Consider the following 19,473-nt stretch of genomic DNA (forward strand, 5'->3'; position numbering starts at 1 on the left):
AGCCATGGCAGAAGATCTGCAGAAACAGAATCAAATCAACATCGAGCTATCAGAAGAGGTGGCCGAGGGCGAGTATGCAAATCTCGCTATGATCGCGCATTCGAGCAGCGAGTTTGTGATTGATTTTATAAGGTTGATGCCAGGTATGCCAAAAGCGAAAGTCAAATCAAGAATTGTTATCACACCAGAGCATGCCAAGAGACTTTTGGCTGCTCTGGCTGATAACGTCAAGAAATTTGAGAGCAGCTTTGGCGAAATAAAGCAGTCTCAGGATGCTCCATCCTTCCCGATGAACTTCGGGGGAACAGTGGGGGAGGCCTAAGGTGCAGAGAATTAATGAATTAAAATTTTGAATTTGCAAGGCGAATTTTATACCTTTGCAGACCAAATTCAAAAGTGGAAAAATCTATAATTAACAAATTATAAATGCCTACTATACAGCAATTAGTAAGAAAGGGAAGAGAAAAGTTAACTTATAACTCTAAATCTCCGGCCCTAGATTCATGCCCGCAGCGCCGTGGGGTATGTACAAGAGTATATACCACTACGCCTAAGAAACCAAACTCAGCTATGCGTAAAGTAGCTAGGGTGAGGCTTACGAACGGCAAAGAAGTGAACGCCTATATCCCAGGTGAAGGCCACAACCTTCAGGAGCACTCCATTGTGCTGATCAGAGGGGGTAGGGTAAAAGACCTGCCAGGTGTACGTTACCACATCGTACGTGGAGCGCTGGATACAGCCGGTGTAAATGGCCGTCTTCAGTCGCGCTCTAAGTATGGTGCGAAGAGACCAAAACCAGGACAGGCGGCTGCAGCTGCAGGAAAAGGTAAAAAGAAATAATCATAGCGTTTTAATACAATGAGAAAAGCAAAGCCGAAAAGTAGAATACTCCTTCCTGATCCTAAATACAAAGAGACCCTGGTAACACGTTTCGTTAACTACCTGATGGAAGACGGAAAGAAAAGTGTTGCCTACGGAATCTTCTACGATGCTGTAGAACTAGTAGAGCAAAGAACAAAAGAAAACGGTCTTGAGACTTGGAAGAAGGCATTGAACAACATCATGCCTAGCGTCGAAGTTAAAAGCCGCAGGGTAGGGGGTGCTACTTTCCAAGTGCCGACTGAGGTTCGTCCGGACCGCAGAGTATCTCTTGGTATCAAGTGGATGATATCATACGCTCGCAAGAGAGGTGAGAAGACAATGAAAGATAGATTAGCAGGTGAGATTATCGCAGCTGCTAAAGGTGAAGGTGCTGGCGTGAAGAAAAAAGACGACACGCACAGAATGGCAGAAGCGAACAAAGCATTCTCACACTTTAGATTTTAATCGATGGCAAGAGATTTAAGATATACAAGGAATATCGGTATTGCCGCGCACATTGATGCCGGCAAGACCACGACAACGGAGCGTATACTTTACTATACAGGTAAATCTCACAAGTTAGGTGAAACGCACGAGGGTTCTGCTACAACAGACTGGATGGAGCAGGAGCAGGAGCGTGGTATCACTATTACTTCTGCCGCTGTAACAGTAAGCTGGCCATACAGAAATAATAACTATCATATCAACATCATCGATACGCCAGGTCACGTGGACTTTACCGTAGAGGTAAACCGCTCATTGCGCGTATTGGATGGTCTGGTATTCCTTTTCTCGGCTGTAGATGGTGTAGAGCCACAGTCTGAGACCAACTGGCGCCTGGCTGACAACTATAAGGTAGCACGTATCGGCTTCGTTAACAAGATGGACCGTTCAGGTGCAGACTTCCTGGGTGTTTGCAAGCAAGTAAAGGAAATGCTTGGTAGCAATGCAGTAGCCCTTCAGCTTCCAATCGGCTCTGAAGATAACTTCAAGGGTGTAGTGGATCTTGTTAATAACCGTGGTATCATCTGGAATGAATCAGATAAAGGCATGACCTTTACTGAGGTTCCGATTCCGGATGACATGGTTGAGGAAGCAGAAGAATACAGAGAGAAACTCCTGGAAGCTGTAGCCGAGTATGATGAGACGCTGATGGAGAAATACTTCGAAGATCCAAATTCGATCACAGAAGATGAGATCCTAGCTGCTCTGCGTGCTGCTACCATTGACATGGCTATTGTGCCAATGCTCTGCGGTTCCTCATTCAAAAACAAAGGTGTACAGACGATGCTTGACTACGTTATGGCATTAATTCCATCGCCTTTGGACAGAGATAACATCAAGGGTATCAACCCGGACACGGAGCAGGAGATTTCCCGCAAGCCAAGTGTAGAAGAGCCTTTCGCTGGCCTGGCATTTAAAATTGCCACAGACCCATACGTAGGACGTCTTTGCTTTGTAAGAGCCTACTCCGGAGTACTCGAGTCAGGATCATATGTTTTCAACACACGTTCCAATAACAAGGAGCGTATCTCCCGCATCTTCCAGATGCATGCCAATAAGCAGAACCAGATCGAAAGACTGGAAGCAGGAGATATCGGTGCGGTAGTAGGATTTAAGGATATCAAGACCGGGGACACGCTGTGTGATCAGAATGCGAAGATCGTACTGGAGTCCATGGATTTCCCTGAGCCGGTAATTGGTTATGCTATTGAGCCTAAGTCTCAAGCTGACGCGGATAAAATGGGTATGGCGATTGCCAAACTTATTGAAGAGGATCCAACATTGCAGGTGAACACAGACGAGGAAACTGGTCAGACGATCCTACGTGGTATGGGTGAGCTTCACCTGGAGATCATCATCGAACGCATGAAGCGTGAGTTCAAGGTAGAACTGAACCAGGGTGCACCGCAGGTGGCTTACAAAGAGACAATCACCAAAAGCGTTGAGCACCGTGAGGTATTCAAGAAGCAATCCGGTGGTCGTGGTAAGTTTGCCGATATCGTGTTTGAAATGGGACCACGTGAGGATGGCAAACCAGGCCTCGAGTTTGTTAATGGCATCGTAGGTGGTGTGATTCCGAGAGAATTCATTCCAGCTGTTCAGAAAGGCTTTGAAGATGCTATGAAGAACGGTATTCTGGCTGGCTTCCCTATTGACTCCATGAAGGTGCGTCTGTTCCATGGTTCATTCCACGATGTAGACTCTGATTCCTTGTCATTTGAATTGGCTGCTCGTCAGGGCTTTAAGGAGGCAGGTAAGCAGTGTGCTCCTAAACTTCTCGAGCCAATTATGGCCGTTGACGTGGTTACCCCTGATGAATACACAGGTCCTGTAACTGGTGACTTGAACAGAAGAAGAGGTATCATGAAAGGTATGGATACAAAAGGAACTGCAACTGTAGTGAAAGCTGATGTTCCACTATCTGAACTTTTCGGTTACGTAACAGATCTGCGTACAATCACTTCAGGAAGAGCGACTGCCTCCCTTACTTTCGCCCATTATGAGCAAGTACCGCAAAACCTGGCCGAAGCCATCGTTGCTAAAATAAAAGGAACAGCAGCTAAATAGTATTATAAGATGAATCAGAAAATAAGAATAAAGCTTAAGTCTTATGATCATAACCTGGTGGATAAATCATCAGAGAAGATCGTAAAAGCAGTAAAAGCGACTGGTGCTATCGTGAGTGGGCCAATTCCACTTCCAACCGAGAAGGATAAGTTTACAGTTCTTCGTTCACCACACGTGAACAAGAAGTCTCGCGAGCAGTTTCAGCTTTGCACTTACAAGAGATTAGTAGATATTTACTCTACAAGCTCTAAAACTGTAGATGCACTGATGAAACTTGAGTTGCCAAGTGGAGTTGATGTTGAAATCAAAGTTTGATAACATCATATATAATAAAAAAAGAGGAGGGTCTAGGCTCTCCTCTTTTTTTATACCTGCTTGAGAATAAATATTTTAGAGAAAGTTTGAAAAGAAGCCTAAAAAATTATTAACTTTGCACTCCCTTAGCGAAAATAGGGGGCAATGAATTATTGTATCCATCTCTAAACAAAAGTTGAATGCCTGGAATTATCGGTAAAAAAATCGGAATGACAAGCCTCTTCACAGCAGATGGTAAATACACACCAGTAACGCTTATCCAAGCAGGTCCGTGTGTAGTTACTCAGGTGAAGACGGTTGAGAATGACGGCTACGCTGCAGTGCAGATTGGCTATGGTGACAAGAAACTCAAAAGAGTTACAAAGGCGGAAGCTGGTCACTACCAAAAGGCTAATACTGCTCCCAAGAAGAAGGTAGCTGAATTTGATGTAGAAGGCGTTTCTTACAGCCTGGGTGACACAGTAGATGCTACCCTGTTCGAAGAAGGCGAATTCGTGGATGTAGTAGGTACATCTAAAGGTAAAGGTTTTCAAGGTGTTGTAAAGCGCCACAACTTTGCCGGTGTTGGCGGCCAGACCCACGGTCAGCACAACAGAGCAAGACACCCGGGTTCAATCGGTGCATGTTCTTGGCCATCAAGAGTATTCAAAGGTATGCGCATGGCAGGTAGAATGGGCGGCAACAGAGTTAAGATTCAAAATCTTACTGTTCTGCGCATCATCGCTGAAAGAAACCTTATTGTAGTTAGTGGCTCTGTTCCTGGTGCCAGAAATTCTTACGTGTTAATTGAGAAATAAAATGGAGCTCTCTGTATTAAATATTAAAGGTGAAGATACAGGCAGAAAGGTGACTCTTTCTGATGCTATTTTTGGACTTGAGCCAAATGAGCATGCCATGTATCTTGACGTGAAGCAGTACCTGGCTAACCAAAGACAGGGTACGCACAAGTCAAAAGAGCGTAACGAGGTTGCAGGCTCAACGAAGAAGATCAAAAAGCAGAAAGGTACAGGCGGTGCCCGTGCCGGTAGCATCAAGTCTCCAGTATTTGTTGGAGGTGGTCGCGTGTTCGGTCCAAAACCAAGAAACTACAGCTTCAAATTAAACAAGAAGCTAAAGCGTGTAGCGCGTCTTTCAGCTCTTTCTCTGTTAGCACGTGACAATCGTGTGGCCCTGGTTGAGTCGTTCTCTATGGAGGCTCCTAAGGCAAAGGAATTCAGAGGTATTCTGGACAACCTGAAGTCAACTGGCAAAACGCTGATAGTACTTCCTGCTGTTGATAAGAACATCGTTCTTTCAGGTAGAAACCTGCCAAAGGTAAAAGTAGCTACTGTAAAGGATGTGAATACTTATGACCTGCTGAACACAGAGAAGCTTCTGCTTGTAGAGCAGTCAGTAAATGAATTAGAAAACCTCCTTAGCGCGAAATAATGAACGTTCTGAAAAGACCAATTATTACTGAAAAGTACGCTGCCTTGAACGAGGTTGGTAAATATGCTTTTGAGGTAGAGAAAAATGCCAATAAAGTAGAGATCAAAAAGGCAGTTGAAAAGATGTATGGTGTAACGGTTGACAAAGTGTCGACAATGCGCTCTATCGGTAAGAAAAAGACCAAGTACACGAAGTCTGGAGCCGTAACTGGCCGTACCTCTCTGATCAAGAAGGCAATTGTAACCCTGAAAGAGGGCGAAGTAATAGACTTTTACAGCGGCATATAATTAATTTAAAATGGCTTTAAAAAAGTTAAGACCAATAACACCAGGTCAAAGATTTAGAGTAGCCCCTGCTTTTGATGAAATCACAGCAACTACTCCTGAGAAATCTTTGTTGGCACCCCTATCAAAATCTGGTGGACGTAACAACTCAGGTAAAATGACCATGCGCTATTTGGGCGGTGGTCATAAGAGAAAGTACAGAGTCATTGACTTCAAGCGCACCAAGCATGGTGTACCAGCTACAGTGAAGACAATCGAGTACGATCCGAACAGAACAGCCCGTATTGCGCTGCTTCACTACGCTGATGGAGAGAAAACCTATATCATTGCTCCTGCGGGACTACAGGTAGGAACTGTAATAAACTCAGGACCTGGTATCGCTCCGGAGGTTGGTAATTGCTTACCACTTTCAGACATTCCTCTAGGTACTATCATTCACAACATCGAGCTGCAGCCAGGCGCAGGTGCTACACTTGCAAGAAGTGCCGGCTCTTACGCGCAGCTAGTGGCTCGTGAAGGACGCTACGCAACAATTAAGCTTCCTTCAGGCGAATTGAGAATGGTTCTTGTTAACTGCTCTGCTACCGTAGGTACAGTATCCAATGGCGAACACATGAATGTGAAGCTTGGAAAGGCTGGCCGTAACAGATGGTTGGGCAGACGTCCAAGAGTACGTGGTGTTGCCATGAACCCTGTCGATCACCCAATGGGTGGTGGTGAAGGTAAGTCTTCAGGCGGTCACCCACGCTCACGCAAAGGCCTGTATGCAAAAGGTCTTAAGACGAGAAACAAGAACAAATATTCTGAGAAGCTTATAGTTAATAGAGGAAAGAAAAAGTAAATGGCTAGATCATTAAAAAAAGGGCCTTATATTGACTTTAGGCTCGAGAAGAAAGTAACTGTAATGAACGAGGCTGGCAAGAAGTCTGTTATCAAGACTTGGTCTCGCAGATCAATGATTTCTCCGGACTTCGTGGGTCATACTTTTGCAGTTCATAATGGAAATAAATTCATTCCTGTTTATGTTACCGAGAACATGGTCGGTCACAAACTGGGTGAGTTTGCTCCAACCAGAAACTTTAGAGGTCATATTGCTAAGAAAGATAAAGGCAAGCGTTAATAATGGAAGCAGTAGCAAAACTTAAAAATGTCCCTACCTCTCCTCGTAAGATGAGAATGGTAGCCGACTTGGTGCGTGGGAAAAGCGTATCGAAAGCTCTTGGCATTCTGAAATTTGAAGCCAATGCTGGTGCAGCCAAAGTTGAGAAGCTTGTTCTATCGGCACTATCAAACTGGCAGCAAAAGAATGAAGATGCTAGAATCGAGGATGCAAACCTTTACATCAAGACAATCTTTGTTGATGAAGGTAAAATGCTGAAGCGCCTTCGTCCTGCTCCACAGGGCCGTGGTTACCGAATCAGAAAACGATCAAACCACGTGACGCTGGTAATCGACAGCATGACAGAAGAGCAGCTAGACCAGCAGCAGTCTAAGAAATCTAAAAAAGCCAACAAGTAAGAATTATGGGACAGAAAGTTAATCCGATAGGTTTTCGACTAGGTGTTATCAAAGGTTGGGATTCTAACTGGTATGGCGGCAAAGATTTCGCTGAGAAGCTGATCGAAGACGAGAAAATCAGAAAATATATACTAGCTCGTATTCCTAAAGGCGGCATTTCTAAAATTATAATTGAAAGAACGCTTAAGCGCATCACGATCACCATCAACACGGCTAGACCGGGTGTTGTGATCGGTAAGGGCGGACAGGAAGTAGATAAGATCAAAGAAGAGCTGAAGAAGCTTACGAACAAGGATATTCAAATTAATATCTTTGAGATTAAGCGTCCTGAGCTTGATGCAAAGCTGGTTGGTGAGTCCATCGCGCAGCAGTTGCAGGCTCGTATCTCTTTCCGCCGTGCTATGAAGCAAGCAATTGCTTCTGCGCTACGTGTAGGTGCCGAAGGTATAAAAGTACAGGTTTCCGGTCGTCTGGGTGGTGCTGAAATGGCAAGAACAGAGCACTACAAAGAAGGCAGAACCCCGCTTCATACTTTACGTGCAGATATTGACTACGCTTTATCTGAGGCACAGACAGTATATGGCAAACTGGGTATCAAAGTTTGGATCTTCAAAGGCGAGGTATACGGTAAGAGAGATCTTACTCCTAATGCCGGCATGGAGAGCAAAGGACCTGGTTCAGCCTCTGGCGACAGACGTGGTGGAGGACCTCGCAACAAGAAAAGCGGTGAAGGTGCACCTAAGCGCAAGCGTCGTCAATAATCAAGTGTTAACATTATAAGTTTTAGAAAATGTTACAGCCTAGAAGGACTAAATATAGAAAAATGCAGAAAGGCCGCGTAAAGGGTCTGGCTCACAGAGGCAGCTCTATTGCGTTTGGTTCTTTCGCTATCAAGTCTCTTGAGTCAACTTGGATTACGTCGCGCCAGATTGAGGCAGCCCGTATTGCGATGACAAGAGCAATGAAACGTGAGGGTCAAGTTTGGATCCGTATTTTCCCTGATAAACCAATCACGAAGAAGCCTGCAGAGGTTCGTATGGGTAAGGGTAAAGGTTCTCCTGAATATTGGGTAGCAGTGGTTAAGCCAGGTACAATCATGTTCGAATCTGATGGTGTACCTCTGGAAGTAGCAAAAGAGTCACTGAGACTTGCTGCTCAGAAACTGCCTGTTAAATCAAAGTTTATAGTACGTAGAGATTACGTTGAGAAATAAGATGAAAAATTCAGAGATAACGGCTTTATCTGCGGAAGACCTGCAAGAGAAGCTTAACACTGAGAAAGCTAACCTGCAGACCATGCGTTTTGCACATGCTATATCTCCACTGGAGAACCCAATAAAAATCCGCGAGACGAAGAGACTGGTCGCCAGATTGAGTACAGAAGTTCGTCGTCGTGAAAATGAAGCTAACTCTTAATAATGATTAAGATCATGGAGAGAAACCTAAGAAAAGAAAGAAGCGGCAAGGTTGTTAGCAATAAGATGGACAAGTCGATTACTGTAATGGTGGAAAGCAAGATGAAGCACCCTATGTACGGTAAGTTTGTTAGCAAATCGACCAAGTTCATGGCTCACGACGAGAACAATGACTGCAACATTGGAGATACGGTACGCATTCAGGAGACGCGTCCGCTCAGCAAGAACAAGAAATGGCGTTTAGTGGAAATTATAGAAAGGGCTAAATAAGATGATACAGCAGGAATCAAGACTAAGTGTAGCTGATAACAGCGGAGCCAAAGAAGTTCTTTGTATTCGTGTGTTAGGCGGTACTGGTAAGAAGTATGCATCTGTTGGCGACAGGATTGTTGTGACAGTTAAATCTGCCCTTTCTTCTGGTAACGTTAAAAAAGGAACTGTCTCAAAGGCAGTGATAGTAAGAACTAAGAAAGAGATTAGAAGAAAAGACGGATCATATATTCGCTTTGATGATAATGCAGCCGTTCTTTTGAATGCCAACAACGAACCACGCGGAACGCGTATCTTCGGGCCGGTAGCCCGTGAACTTCGTGAAAAGCAATTCATGAAAATTGTTTCGTTAGCTCCTGAAGTTCTATAACTACAAATTCAGATTAAAATGAATAAGAAAAAACTTCATGTAAAGACTGGCGATACAGTTAAAGTAATAGCCGGTGACGATCGCGGCAAGACTGGCCGCATAATCGCTGTAAACGCTGAAAAGCAGAGAGTAACTATTGAAGGCCTGAACATGGTAACCAAGCACCAGAAACCTAGTGCTCAGAATCCACAGGGCGGCATCAACAAGGTAGAAGCTCCTATTCACGCTAGCAATGTCATGCTTGTTGACCCAAAATCGGGTGAGACAACAAAGGCTGCTAGGAGAAAGAACAGCGAAGGTAAAACAGAGCGTTATTCTAAAAAGACAGGAGAGGTAATCTAAGATGGCAACTGCAAGATTAAAAGAGAAATATCAGAACGAGGTAGTGCCTGCCTTGAAAGAGAAGTTCCAGTATAAGAACGTCATGCAGGTGCCCCGCATCACAAAGATCTCTATCAACAAAGGTATTGGCGCAGCCGTTGCCGACAAGAAGTTGGTAGATATCGGAGTGGAGGAGCTTACCACGATCACTGGCCAAAAGGCTGTTCCTACAATCGCAAAGAAGTCGGTTTCGAACTTCAAGTTGCGTGAGGGAATGCCAATTGGGGCCCGTGTTACCCTGAGAGGTGAGAAAATGTACGAGTTCCTGGATCGTCTGCTTACTGTGGCCCTGCCACGCGTACGTGACTTCAGAGGTGTAAACGACAAAGGCTTTGACGGCCGAGGTAACTACACACTGGGTGTTAAAGAGCAGATTATATTCCCCGAGATCAGCATCGATAAAATCAAGGCGATCTCTGGTATGGACATTACATTTGTAACTACAGCTAAAACAGACGAAGAGAGCTACGAACTGCTGAGAGCATTCGGTATGCCATTCGCCAATATCAAGAAATAACCATGGCAAGAGAATCAGTAAAAGCCAGAGAGCTTAAAAGAGAAAAGCTTGTAGCCAAGTTTGCTGCAAAAAGAGCTGAGCTAAAAGCCAAAGGAGATTATGAGGCACTTGATAAGCTGCCGCGCAACGCATCTCCTGTAAGACTACATAACCGTTGCAAGCTGTCAGGGAGACCAAGAGGATATATGAGAAAGTTTGGTATATCTCGTGTGGTTTTCAGAGAGCTGGCGGTTATGGGTAAAATTCCTGGTGTTACAAAAGCGAGCTGGTAATTTTTTAGGATTCATACTAAGAATCTTAAAAAGATATTACTATCTTTGCCCCTCGCTTAGATAAAGCATTCATTATTACATTCATTCATAATGAACACAGATCCAATAGCAGATTATTTAACTAGAGTGCGTAACGCTATAAAAGCTAACCACAGGATAGTTGAGATACCATCTAGCAAGATTAAACAAGAGATCACTAAAGTATTGTACGACAAAGGGTATATCCAAAGTTATAAATTTGATGACTCTGGCGTACAAGGCACGATTAAGATAGCTCTGAAGTATAACCCCAACACTAAGCAACCTGCTATTGTGAAACTGGAGAGGGTAAGCAAGCCAGGGCTTCGCAAGTACACTGGTACAGAGAATATGCCACGCGTGCTGAACGGACTTGGAGTAGCTATTCTGTCTACATCTAAGGGTGTTATGACAGAGAAAGAGGCTAAGTCACTGAATGTAGGTGGCGAGGTGTTATGTTATGTATATTAATAGGAGGATAGACAATGTCACGTATAGGAAAATTGCCAATCACCCTGCCTAACAATACACAAGTTACCATCGGTACTAACAATGTAGTAACAGTAAAGGGCCCTAAAGGTGAGCTAACTACTACTATCGATAAGGATATGATTGTAAAGCAGGATGAAAACGCTATTGTAGTGGAGCGTCCTACTGAGCAGAAGCGTCATAAAGCTATGCACGGTCTTTACAGATCCCTGATCAATAACATGGTAATAGGCGTTAGCGAAGGCTACAAAGAGCAGCTGGAGTTGGTGGGCGTGGGTTTCAAGGCTTCGGTTCAAGGCAAAGTGCTTGAGCTTTCGCTTGGTTATTCACACAACATCTTCTTGAGTTTGCCAGACGAAGTAACTATTACAGCTCTTACTGAGAAAGGTAAAAACCCAATTGTAACGTTGGAAAGCAACGACAAGCAATTGATCGGCCAGATTGCTGCTAAAATCAGATCACTGCGCAAGGTTGAGCCATACAAAGGTAAGGGTATCCGTTTCGTAGGAGAAGTTGTAAGAAGAAAAGCTGGTAAGACAGCGTCTAAATAATCATCATCATGTCTACTAAGAAAATAAGCAGAAGACTAAGAATCAAAAAAGGCATCAGGAATAAAATTTCTGGTACCTCTGAAAGGCCGAGACTGACTGTGTTCCGTAGCAACAAAGCTATTTATGCACAGCTAGTTGATGATACTACTGGTGTGACACTAGCGGCAGCCTCTTCAGTTAAACTTGATGATGCAAAAGCTAACATAGAAACTGCAGGAAAGGTTGGAACGACTATCGCTGAGCAAGCGTTGGCAAAGGGAATCTCAGAAGTAGTATTCGATCGTAACGGCTATCTTTATCACGGTAAAGTAAAATCATTGGCAGAAGGCGCTCGTCAGGCTGGCCTTAAATTCTAAATAATATGTTGAAGAATAATATACGTAGCGTAAAGGCAAGCGAAATTGAGCTCAAAGAGCGCGTAGTAGCCATTAACCGTGTAGCCAAGGTTGTGAAGGGTGGTAGAAGATTTAGCTTTGCCGCTATCGTGGTAGTTGGTGATGGAAATGGTGTTGTAGGGTATGGACTTGGTAAAGCCAATGAAGTAACAGACGCTATTGCCAAGGGCATTGACGATGCGAAGAAGAACCTGGTAAAGGTTCCTATTTATCATAACACAGTGCCTCACGCGATGGAAGGCAAATACTCTGGTGGTTTTGTTCTGGTTAAACCGGCTGCCCCAGGTACAGGTGTAATCGCCGGTGGCGCGATGCGTGCTGTGCTGGAGAGTGCTGGTATAAAAGACGTACTTTGCAAGTCAAAAGGGTCTTCTAACCCACATAACGTGGTTAAAGCTACTTTTGATGCTCTTGCTAAAATGCGTGATCCTTTGGCGGTAGCGCAGCAACGCGGTGTTAATTTACAGAAAGTATTCAACGGATAATTGAAATGGCTAAAGTAACTATCACTCAAGTAAAGAGCATTATCGACCGACCAAAGACTCAGAAGCTGACTATCAAAGCGCTTGGTCTTGGTAAGATAAGCAAATCAGTGTCTGTTGAGTACACTCCGCAGATTGCTGGTATGGTAAAGAAAGTCCACAATTTGGTAGAAGTAAAAGAACAATAATCATGTACTTACATTCTTTAAAACCTGCAGAAGGTTCTGTTAAAAACAGAAAGAGAATTGGTAGAGGTGCTGGTTCAGGTAGAGGTGGAACTTCTACACGTGGACACAAAGGTGCTAAATCCCGCTCTGGTTACTCACAGAAGGCTGGCTTTGAAGGTGGTCAGATGCCACTTCAAAGACGTGTGCCTAAGTTCGGCTTTAAAAACATCACCCGTGTTGAGTTTAAAGCCATTAACTTAGATGTTATTCAGGCTCTTGCGGAGTCTACAAATGAGACTGTTATGAACTTTGATTTTTTCAAAGCGCATGGTCTTGTTCAGAAGAAAGACAAAGTTAAGGTATTGGGTAGAGGAGAGATCAGCAAAGCCATTGAGATTCATGCTCATGCTTTCTCTGGAACTGCTGCCTCATCAATAGAAAAAGCAGGCGGTAAAACAGTTGCTCTTTAATCAGTAGGAGGTATGAAGAAGTTTATAACAACGTTAAAGAACATTTTTGCTATAGAGGATTTAAGGGTGAGAATCCTTAATACCCTTTTCTTTATAGCTATTTTCAGACTTGGTTCTTTTGTTGTTTTACCCGGCGTTGATCCTAGTCAATTACAAGCTAACACCTCCGGTATTTTCGGATTGTTGGATACCTTTTTAGGTGGAGCATTTAGCAATGCCTCCATCTTTGCATTGGGTATCATGCCGTATATCTCAGCTTCTATCGTACTACAACTGCTTACCATAGCTGTACCTTATTTCCAAAAAATGCAGAAAGAGGGTGAATCTGGAAGAAAGAAAATCAACCAGATCACTCGCGTTCTGACAATTGTTATTACCCTTGCTCAGGCAGTTGGCTTTGTGTCTACTATTAATGCCGAGGCCATCGTCATCAATCAGGCATTGTTTACGATTACTTCCATGATCGTGCTCACCTCTGGTACCGTGTTCTGTATGTGGCTAGGGGAGAAAATCACAGACAAAGGGATAGGCAACGGTATATCCATGCTGATTATGATTGGTATTATCAGCCGCTTCCCGGGAGCCATACTTTTTGAGGCTACCTCTAAGCAACTGGATGGCGCGCTTCTCTTTATCTTTGAATTAGTGATCCTGTTCCTGGTGGTAATGTCAGTAGTGATGTTGACCCAGGCAGTAAGAAGAATACCAGTTCAGTATGCCAAGCAGGTTGGTGCAAGCTCACTCTATAGTGGTCAGCGTCAGTTTATCCCGCTCAAGGTGAACGCAGCCGGTGTAATGCCAATTATTTTTGCGCAGTCGTTGATGTTCCTGCCGTCTATGATAGCATCTATCTGGGCAGAATCTAGTGAGACAGCTAACTACATTGGTGCTACATTCTCTGACTTTACATCCTGGCAGTACAATGTGGTATTCGGTTTGCTTATCCTGGTGTTCACGTACTTCTACACAGCTATAAGTGTTAACCCAAACCAGATAGCGGATGATTTGAAGCGCAGTGGTGGCTTTATACCTGGTGTTAAGCCTGGCCGTTCCACTTCAGAGTATATAGATGCTATCTTGACTAAGATAACTCTGCCCGGTGCCATTTATCTTGCACTTGTTGCGATATTCCCAGCAATAGCTATGTTGTTTGGTGTTACAAGAGAGTTTTCGCAGTTTTTCGGTGGCACTTCTTTGCTGATCATGGTTGGTGTTGTACTGGATACCCTGAAGCAAGTTGAAAGCTACCTTCTGATGCGCCACTACGATGGTATGATGAAATCAGGGAAGCTGCGCGGCAGAACTGAGAATATTGCCATGGTATCCTAATCAATGATTATTTACAAAACTGAAGAAGATATTGAGCTGATTCGCCAGAGTGCTTTGATCCTAAGCAAAGCACATGGCGAAATTGCTCGTGTTATAAAACCTGGTGTAAGCACTCTTCAACTAGACAAACTAGCTGAAGAGTTTATACTTGATAGTGGCGGAAAGCCCTCCTTTAAGAATTATAACGGATTCCCTTATAGTTTGTGTATCTCTGTAAACTCTGTAGTTGTCCATGGTTTTCCTGGTAATTACATTTTGAACGATGGAGATATTATATCTGTTGATGGGGGAGTTTATAAAAATGGTTTTCACAGCGACAGTGCCTATACGCATGCTGTAGGAGAGGTTTCTCCGGAAGTGCAAAAGCTGCTTGAGGTCACGAAGAACTCTCTGTACCTGGGGTTGGAGAAGGCTGTTACCGGAAACAGGATGGGTGATGTGAGCCATACGATTCAGGAGTACGTGGAAGCTAATGGTTTCACCGTGGTTCGTGAGTTGGTGGGCCACGGAATTGGCAGGAACCTGCATGAGTCACCAGAGGTGCCTAACTATGGAAAACGTGGGCAGGGCGCTAAATTGCAAAAAGGCTTGGTAATCGCCGTTGAGCCAATGGTAAACTTAGGAACAAGACATATTGTGCAGGAGGAAGATGGATGGACGATTCGCACGAAGGACAATAAACCTTCTGCGCATTTTGAGCATACAATTGTGGTTCGTAAGGATAAACCAGAGATATTAACAACTTTTGAATATATAGAACAAGCTAAAAAATCATAAATGGCAAAACAGTCGTCCATAGAGCAAGACGGAACTATTGTAGAAGCTCTGTCTAATGCCATGTTTCGGGTGGAGCTTGAAAATGGTCATCAGGTAGTAGCTCATATTTCTGGTAAGATGCGCATGAATTACATTAAGATACTTCCGGGTGACAGGGTTAAATTGGAGATGTCTCCTTATGATCTAACTAAAGGCAGAATTGTTTACCGATATAAATAAATCCAATGAAAGTTAAAGCATCAGTTAAAAAGAGAAGTGTTGACTGTAAGATTATCCGCCGCAAGGGGAAGCTTTACGTCATCAACAAGAAGAATCCAAGATATAAACAAAGACAAGGTTAATTAATTATTTATGGCTAGAATAGCAGGAGTAGATATTCCGGATAACAAGAGAGGAGAGATCGCGCTGACCTATATTTTTGGGATCGGACGCAGCCTTTCTAAGCAGATTTTGACTAAAGCCGGGGTGGATCTTGACAAAAAGGTAAAAGACTGGACTGAGGACGAAGCCGGTGAAATTAGAAATGTAATTGCTGCTGACATCAAAACGGAGGGTGTATTGAGATCCGAAGTACAGCTGCACATTAAGCGTCTTCTTGACATAGGTTGCTACCGTGGGTTGAGACACCGTAAAGGCTTGCCTGTACGTGGTCAGAGAACAAAGAACAACTCTCGTACGAGAAAAGGTAAGCGCAAGACAGTTGCTGGCAAGAAGAAGGCATCTAAATAATCACTAGATCATGGCTCAGAAAAGAAAAGATAAAGCTAAAAAGCGAGTAGTAATTGTTGAACCTACTGGCCAAGTACATATCAAAGCCTCTTTCAACAACATTATTATATCAGTAACCAATAATGCAGGACAAGTTATCTCTTGGGCTTCTGCTGGTAAGATGGGCTTTAAGGGTTCTAAAAAGAACACTCCTTATGCTGCACAAATGGCCGCTGCTGACTGCGCAAAGGTTGCTTATGACCTTGGCATGCGTAAGGCAGAAGTTTTTGTTAAGGGACCAGGCGCAGGCAGAGAGTCTGCTATCCGTACCGTGCAAAACACTGGCATCGAAGTAACGATCATCAAAGACGTTACTCCACTGCCGCACAACGGTTGCCGTCCACCAAAACGCAGAAGAGTTTAATTTCAAAATAGAGAATCAGAAATGGCAAGATATACAGGTCCCAAGAGTAAAATCTCCAGACGTTTCAACGAGGAAATATTTGGCCCTAGCAAGGCGCTAAAGAAGAAAAGCTATCCTCCAGGGCAGCACGGTCGTGGCCGCCGCAAGAAACTGTCTGAGTATGCTATTCAGCTTACTGAAAAGCAGAAAGCAAAATATATATACGGTGTTCTGGAGAAGCAGTTCGCTAACTTGTTCGAGAAGGCGCAAAGAAAAGGAGGCATTGCAGGTGAGAACCTTCTTGCCCTGTTGGAGGCCAGACTGGACAATACTGTTTACCGTTTAGGCATCGCCCCAACTAGAAGAGCAGCACGCCAGCTTGTACTACACAAGCACATTTTGGTTAATGGTGAAATTGTAAACATCCCTTCTTATTCTCTTAAAATAGGTGATGTTGTGGCTGTACGTGAGAAGTCTAAATCTCTTGAGGCTATCACTACTAGTTTGACTGTGCGTAACGCGCGTCAGTTTAACTGGTTAGAGTGGGATGCTAGCGAAATGGCTGGTAAGTTTGTGTCTACTCCTGAGAGAGACCAGATTCCTGAGAAAATTCAGGAGCAGCTGATCGTTGAGCTTTACTCTAAGTAAGCCGCATAATCAATTTATAACCTTTAACACTGCAAGTATGTCAATATTAGCATTTCAAATGCCAGAGAAAGTTGTAATGGAAAAAGCCGACGACTTTCATGGTTTATTTGAATTCAAGCCGCTTGAAAAAGGTTACGGGGTAACCATCGGTAATGCTTTGCGAAGAATCCTTCTTTCTTCTTTGGAGGGATATGCCATTACCAGCATTCGCTTAGGTGGTGTACTGCATGAGTTCTCGTCTGTTGAAGGGGTGGTTGAGGATGTATCTGATATTATTCTCAACCTGAAGATGGTTCGCTTTAAGAAGATAAGCGAAGTGGTAGACGAAAGAATCACTGTTTCATTCAGTGGTCAGGATACGTTCAGAGCTGGTGATATCAACAAGTTTACTTCAAGCTTTGAGGTGCTGAACCCCGAGTTGGTTATTTGCCACCTCGACTCCAGCGTAAACTTTGAACTGGAGATAACAATTCAGAAAGGCCGTGGATACGTGCCTGCTGAAGAGAATAAACCAGTTGAGCAGGTGTTCGGACAGATTTCTATCGACGCTATCTACACGCCGATCAAGAACGTGAAGTTTAGTGTAGAGAATACACGTGTGGAGCAGAAGACTGACTACGAGAAACTTGTTCTTGACATACAGACAGATGGCTCTATTCATCCGGAAGATGCCTTGAAGGGTGCAGCTAACATCCTTATCCAGCACTTCATGTTGTTCTCTGACAACACCATGACCTTTGAGACAGCCAAGCCGGAAGAAGAGGAGGCCGTTGACGAAGAACTGCTGCACATGCGCAAGGTTCTCAAGACACCTCTTCAGGATATGGACCTTTCTGTTCGTGCCTACAACTGCCTGAAGGCCGCCGATATCAAAACACTCGGTGACCTGGTACAGTTGGACATTGCGGACATGATGAAGTTCAGAAACTTCGGCAAGAAGTCTTTGACAGAACTCGAGAACCTGGTTCAGGAGAAAGGCCTTACTTTCGGTATGGATCTTTCTAAGTATAAATTAGAGGAAGAATAAAATTTAATCCTACGGCATAATTCCCGATCCCGCTTAGGTTGATCGACGGTATGCACGTGCACAATTCAAAATAATGAGACACGGTAAAAAAATTAATCACTTAGGAAGAACCGCTTCGCACCGTAAGGCTATGTTGTCTAACCTGGCATCATCCCTTATCCTGCACAAGCGTGTTTCTACTACAGTAGCAAAAGCTAAAGCACTTCGTAAATACGTGGAGCCTCTGCTTACAAAGTCTAAGAACGACACGACACACTCCAGAAGAACAGTATTTGCTTATCTTCAGAACAAGGAGTCTGTTAAGGAGCTTTTTGATGATGTGTCTGTTAAAATCGCTAACAGACCAGGTGGCTATACCCGTATCCTGAAGACAGGCTACAGACTGGGTGACAACGCAGAGATGTGTGTGATCGAGCTGGTAGACTACAACGAGGATATGCTGGCCACAACCGGTACAGCTGCTGCTGGCGCCAAGAAAACACGTCGTCGTGGCGGTAAGAAGAAGGCTGAGGACACTGCTGCTGCTGAGGCTAAGGCCCCGGAGGCAACTGATGCTCCTGCTGCTGAGTCTAACGAAGCTAACGAAGAGACAAATGATGCTAAATAAGCGCTGTTTGTAAATATCTTAAAGGGACATGGCGTAAGTCGTGTCCCTTTTTTATGTTTGTAATAATCCTTTAACATGAAAAAACATACTTCATCAGAGGCAATTCTTTTATTGGAAGACGGTACGATGTACAAGGGCAAGAGCTTAGGGCGGATAGGAACGTCTGGCGGTGAGCTTTGCTTCAACACAGGTATGACCGGCTACCAGGAAATATTTACGGACCCATCCTACTACGGACAGATTGTGGTGAACACGGTATCGCACGTGGGCAACTATGGCGTGCAGCACCAGGAGGTGGAGTCCGACAGGGTACAGATCAACGGGTTGGTCTGTAAAGACTTTTCGCATCACTTCTCCAGGAAGACAGCTGAGGGTTCATTGCAGGAGTATTTCGAGAAGGCAGGTGTGGTAGGCATTTGCGAGATAGACACACGCTCGCTCGTTCGCCACATCAGGGACAAGGGCGCCATGAACGCCATCGTGTCATCGGAAATAACTGATGTGGAGGAACTGCGTAAGAGGCTGGCAGAAGTGCCGTCGATGGCAGGTCTGGAGCTTTCATCGCACGTTAGCACACCGGAGATCTACCACATGGTCCCGGATGAGGTAAAGTATAAAGTGGCCGTGCTCGACCTGGGCGTGAAGCGCAATAGCCTGAACAACTTTATGCAGCGCGGCTGCGAGGTGAAGGTGTACCCGTTCAACACTCCGTTTGAGGAAATGGAGAAGTGGAACCCCGACGGCTACTTTATATCGAATGGCCCCGGCGACCCGGCTGCTACTAGAGATGCGGTGATCAGCGTGAAGCAGATCCTGGAGAAGGAGAAGCCGATGTTCGGGATTTGTATGGGCCACCAGGTGCTGGCGCAGGCAAACGGCATTGCCACCTATAAGATGCACAATGGCCACAGGGGCCTAAACCACCCGGTGAAGAACCTGCTGACCGGAAGGAGCGAGATCACTAGCCAGAACCACGGCTTTGTGGTGGACATGGAGCAGCTGAAGAACCATCCGGAGGTGGAAATCACGCACATCAACCTGAACGATAATACCGTTGAGGGCATGCGCATGCGAACCAAGCCGGCCTTCTCGGTACAGTACCACCCGGAATCATCGCCCGGGCCGCACGACTCCACCTACTTGTTCGATGAGTTTGTGGCCCTGCTAGAGAAGAGTAAAAACAAAGTATAACTATCGTAAA

35 protein-coding genes are annotated in these 19,473 nt (G+C 44.5%); all 35 read left to right on the top strand.

What is annotated here, in order from left to right; genetic code table 11:
• Positions 1-4 precede the first annotated feature (4 nt).
• The 35 genes from A3841_RS16155 to carA all read left to right on the top strand — a co-directional run bounded on the left by A3841_RS16155 (position 5) and on the right by carA (position 19,463).
• On the top strand, positions 5-322 hold the full coding sequence (locus A3841_RS16155; protein ID WP_073853785.1) for a DUF3467 domain-containing protein: 318 nt from the start codon (positions 5-7) through the stop codon (positions 320-322).
• A 104-nt stretch (positions 323-426) separates the two neighbouring features.
• Positions 427-840: a 30S ribosomal protein S12 gene (rpsL, locus tag A3841_RS16160; RefSeq protein WP_073853787.1), complete on the top strand. Its 414-nt coding sequence runs from the start codon at positions 427-429 to the stop codon at positions 838-840.
• 18 nt (positions 841-858) lie between these two features.
• A complete protein-coding gene (rpsG, locus tag A3841_RS16165; protein ID WP_073853789.1) occupies positions 859-1,326 on the top strand; it encodes a 30S ribosomal protein S7 in 468 nt (155 codons plus the stop codon).
• A 3-nt stretch (positions 1,327-1,329) separates the two neighbouring features.
• Entirely contained in the window at positions 1,330-3,432 is a 2,103-nt protein-coding gene (gene fusA / locus A3841_RS16170) for an elongation factor G (protein WP_073853792.1), read from the top strand.
• A gap of 9 nt (positions 3,433-3,441) precedes the next feature.
• Positions 3,442-3,747 (top strand): 30S ribosomal protein S10, encoded by a 306-nt coding sequence (gene rpsJ / locus A3841_RS16175; RefSeq protein ID WP_007654312.1) that lies wholly within the window; start codon positions 3,442-3,444, stop codon positions 3,745-3,747.
• 179 nt (positions 3,748-3,926) lie between these two features.
• A complete protein-coding gene (gene rplC, locus A3841_RS16180) occupies positions 3,927-4,544 on the top strand; it encodes a 50S ribosomal protein L3 (protein ID WP_073853794.1) in 618 nt (205 codons plus the stop codon).
• A 1-nt stretch (position 4,545) separates the two neighbouring features.
• Positions 4,546-5,175 (top strand): 50S ribosomal protein L4, encoded by a 630-nt coding sequence (gene rplD / locus A3841_RS16185; protein ID WP_073853796.1) that lies wholly within the window; start codon positions 4,546-4,548, stop codon positions 5,173-5,175.
• Positions 5,175-5,462 (top strand): 50S ribosomal protein L23, encoded by a 288-nt coding sequence (gene rplW / locus A3841_RS16190; protein WP_073853798.1) that lies wholly within the window; start codon positions 5,175-5,177, stop codon positions 5,460-5,462. Before rplD ends, rplW begins: the two co-directional genes overlap by 1 nt.
• Positions 5,463-5,472: 10 nt before the next feature.
• On the top strand, positions 5,473-6,300 hold the full coding sequence (gene rplB, locus A3841_RS16195) for a 50S ribosomal protein L2 (RefSeq protein ID WP_073853800.1): 828 nt from the start codon (positions 5,473-5,475) through the stop codon (positions 6,298-6,300).
• Positions 6,301-6,579: a 30S ribosomal protein S19 gene (rpsS, locus tag A3841_RS16200; RefSeq protein WP_025609055.1), complete on the top strand. Its 279-nt coding sequence runs from the start codon at positions 6,301-6,303 to the stop codon at positions 6,577-6,579.
• Positions 6,580-6,581: 2 nt separating this feature from the next.
• A complete protein-coding gene (gene rplV, locus A3841_RS16205) occupies positions 6,582-6,977 on the top strand; it encodes a 50S ribosomal protein L22 (protein WP_073853802.1) in 396 nt (131 codons plus the stop codon).
• A 5-nt stretch (positions 6,978-6,982) separates the two neighbouring features.
• Entirely contained in the window at positions 6,983-7,738 is a 756-nt protein-coding gene (gene rpsC / locus A3841_RS16210; RefSeq protein WP_073853804.1) for a 30S ribosomal protein S3, read from the top strand.
• A gap of 29 nt (positions 7,739-7,767) precedes the next feature.
• The gene (gene rplP / locus A3841_RS16215) at positions 7,768-8,190 is read left to right on the top strand and encodes a 50S ribosomal protein L16 (protein ID WP_073853806.1); all 423 of its coding nucleotides are present in this window, start codon (positions 7,768-7,770) and stop codon (positions 8,188-8,190) included.
• 1 nt (position 8,191) lies between these two features.
• Entirely contained in the window at positions 8,192-8,392 is a 201-nt protein-coding gene (gene rpmC, locus A3841_RS16220; RefSeq protein ID WP_073853808.1) for a 50S ribosomal protein L29, read from the top strand.
• A 14-nt stretch (positions 8,393-8,406) separates the two neighbouring features.
• Entirely contained in the window at positions 8,407-8,661 is a 255-nt protein-coding gene (rpsQ, locus tag A3841_RS16225) for a 30S ribosomal protein S17 (protein ID WP_317042498.1), read from the top strand.
• A 1-nt stretch (position 8,662) separates the two neighbouring features.
• Complete coding sequence (gene rplN, locus A3841_RS16230) at positions 8,663-9,031, top strand: 50S ribosomal protein L14 (RefSeq protein ID WP_073853812.1); 369 nt, start codon at positions 8,663-8,665, stop codon at positions 9,029-9,031.
• An 18-nt stretch (positions 9,032-9,049) separates the two neighbouring features.
• On the top strand, positions 9,050-9,373 hold the full coding sequence (gene rplX, locus A3841_RS16235) for a 50S ribosomal protein L24 (protein ID WP_073853814.1): 324 nt from the start codon (positions 9,050-9,052) through the stop codon (positions 9,371-9,373).
• A 1-nt stretch (position 9,374) separates the two neighbouring features.
• On the top strand, positions 9,375-9,929 hold the full coding sequence (gene rplE, locus A3841_RS16240) for a 50S ribosomal protein L5 (RefSeq protein ID WP_073853816.1): 555 nt from the start codon (positions 9,375-9,377) through the stop codon (positions 9,927-9,929).
• Positions 9,930-9,931: 2 nt separating this feature from the next.
• Positions 9,932-10,201, top strand: coding sequence for a 30S ribosomal protein S14 (rpsN, locus tag A3841_RS16245; RefSeq protein WP_073853819.1), 270 nt, complete (start codon positions 9,932-9,934; stop codon positions 10,199-10,201).
• A gap of 90 nt (positions 10,202-10,291) precedes the next feature.
• Complete coding sequence (gene rpsH / locus A3841_RS16250; RefSeq protein ID WP_073853821.1) at positions 10,292-10,690, top strand: 30S ribosomal protein S8; 399 nt, start codon at positions 10,292-10,294, stop codon at positions 10,688-10,690.
• A gap of 14 nt (positions 10,691-10,704) precedes the next feature.
• Positions 10,705-11,259 (top strand): 50S ribosomal protein L6, encoded by a 555-nt coding sequence (gene rplF, locus A3841_RS16255; RefSeq protein WP_073853823.1) that lies wholly within the window; start codon positions 10,705-10,707, stop codon positions 11,257-11,259.
• An 8-nt stretch (positions 11,260-11,267) separates the two neighbouring features.
• On the top strand, positions 11,268-11,615 hold the full coding sequence (gene rplR / locus A3841_RS16260) for a 50S ribosomal protein L18 (RefSeq protein ID WP_073853825.1): 348 nt from the start codon (positions 11,268-11,270) through the stop codon (positions 11,613-11,615).
• Between the two features lie 5 nt (positions 11,616-11,620).
• The gene (gene rpsE, locus A3841_RS16265; protein WP_073853827.1) at positions 11,621-12,139 is read left to right on the top strand and encodes a 30S ribosomal protein S5; all 519 of its coding nucleotides are present in this window, start codon (positions 11,621-11,623) and stop codon (positions 12,137-12,139) included.
• 5 nt (positions 12,140-12,144) lie between these two features.
• Positions 12,145-12,324, top strand: coding sequence for a 50S ribosomal protein L30 (gene rpmD / locus A3841_RS16270; RefSeq protein ID WP_073853829.1), 180 nt, complete (start codon positions 12,145-12,147; stop codon positions 12,322-12,324).
• Between the two features lie 2 nt (positions 12,325-12,326).
• Positions 12,327-12,773 carry a 50S ribosomal protein L15 gene (gene rplO / locus A3841_RS16275; RefSeq protein WP_073853831.1) on the top strand — a complete coding sequence of 149 codons (447 nt, stop codon included), beginning with the start codon at positions 12,327-12,329 and terminating at the stop codon, positions 12,771-12,773.
• 12 nt (positions 12,774-12,785) lie between these two features.
• On the top strand, positions 12,786-14,102 hold the full coding sequence (gene secY / locus A3841_RS16280; protein WP_073853833.1) for a preprotein translocase subunit SecY: 1,317 nt from the start codon (positions 12,786-12,788) through the stop codon (positions 14,100-14,102).
• A 3-nt stretch (positions 14,103-14,105) separates the two neighbouring features.
• Positions 14,106-14,879, top strand: a complete 774-nt coding sequence (gene map, locus A3841_RS16285) for a type I methionyl aminopeptidase (protein WP_073853835.1) — start codon at positions 14,106-14,108, stop codon at positions 14,877-14,879.
• The gene (infA, locus tag A3841_RS16290) at positions 14,880-15,098 is read left to right on the top strand and encodes a translation initiation factor IF-1 (protein WP_025609076.1); all 219 of its coding nucleotides are present in this window, start codon (positions 14,880-14,882) and stop codon (positions 15,096-15,098) included.
• Between the two features lie 5 nt (positions 15,099-15,103).
• Positions 15,104-15,220: a 50S ribosomal protein L36 gene (gene rpmJ / locus A3841_RS16295; protein WP_045688470.1), complete on the top strand. Its 117-nt coding sequence runs from the start codon at positions 15,104-15,106 to the stop codon at positions 15,218-15,220.
• Between the two features lie 10 nt (positions 15,221-15,230).
• Positions 15,231-15,608 carry a 30S ribosomal protein S13 gene (gene rpsM, locus A3841_RS16300; protein WP_073853838.1) on the top strand — a complete coding sequence of 126 codons (378 nt, stop codon included), beginning with the start codon at positions 15,231-15,233 and terminating at the stop codon, positions 15,606-15,608.
• Positions 15,609-15,618: 10 nt separating this feature from the next.
• Positions 15,619-16,011: a 30S ribosomal protein S11 gene (gene rpsK / locus A3841_RS16305; RefSeq protein ID WP_073853840.1), complete on the top strand. Its 393-nt coding sequence runs from the start codon at positions 15,619-15,621 to the stop codon at positions 16,009-16,011.
• Between the two features lie 21 nt (positions 16,012-16,032).
• Positions 16,033-16,638 carry a 30S ribosomal protein S4 gene (rpsD, locus tag A3841_RS16310; protein WP_073853842.1) on the top strand — a complete coding sequence of 202 codons (606 nt, stop codon included), beginning with the start codon at positions 16,033-16,035 and terminating at the stop codon, positions 16,636-16,638.
• A 37-nt stretch (positions 16,639-16,675) separates the two neighbouring features.
• On the top strand, positions 16,676-17,665 hold the full coding sequence (locus A3841_RS16315; RefSeq protein WP_073853844.1) for a DNA-directed RNA polymerase subunit alpha: 990 nt from the start codon (positions 16,676-16,678) through the stop codon (positions 17,663-17,665).
• A gap of 73 nt (positions 17,666-17,738) precedes the next feature.
• The gene (gene rplQ, locus A3841_RS16320; protein ID WP_073853846.1) at positions 17,739-18,272 is read left to right on the top strand and encodes a 50S ribosomal protein L17; all 534 of its coding nucleotides are present in this window, start codon (positions 17,739-17,741) and stop codon (positions 18,270-18,272) included.
• A gap of 75 nt (positions 18,273-18,347) precedes the next feature.
• Positions 18,348-19,463 (top strand): glutamine-hydrolyzing carbamoyl-phosphate synthase small subunit, encoded by a 1,116-nt coding sequence (gene carA / locus A3841_RS16325; protein ID WP_073853848.1) that lies wholly within the window; start codon positions 18,348-18,350, stop codon positions 19,461-19,463.
• The last annotated feature ends 10 nt before the right edge of the window (positions 19,464-19,473 follow it).

It is taken from the genome of Pontibacter flavimaris (assembly GCF_001907195.1).
Lineage (GTDB): Bacteria > Bacteroidota > Bacteroidia > Cytophagales > Hymenobacteraceae > Pontibacter > Pontibacter flavimaris.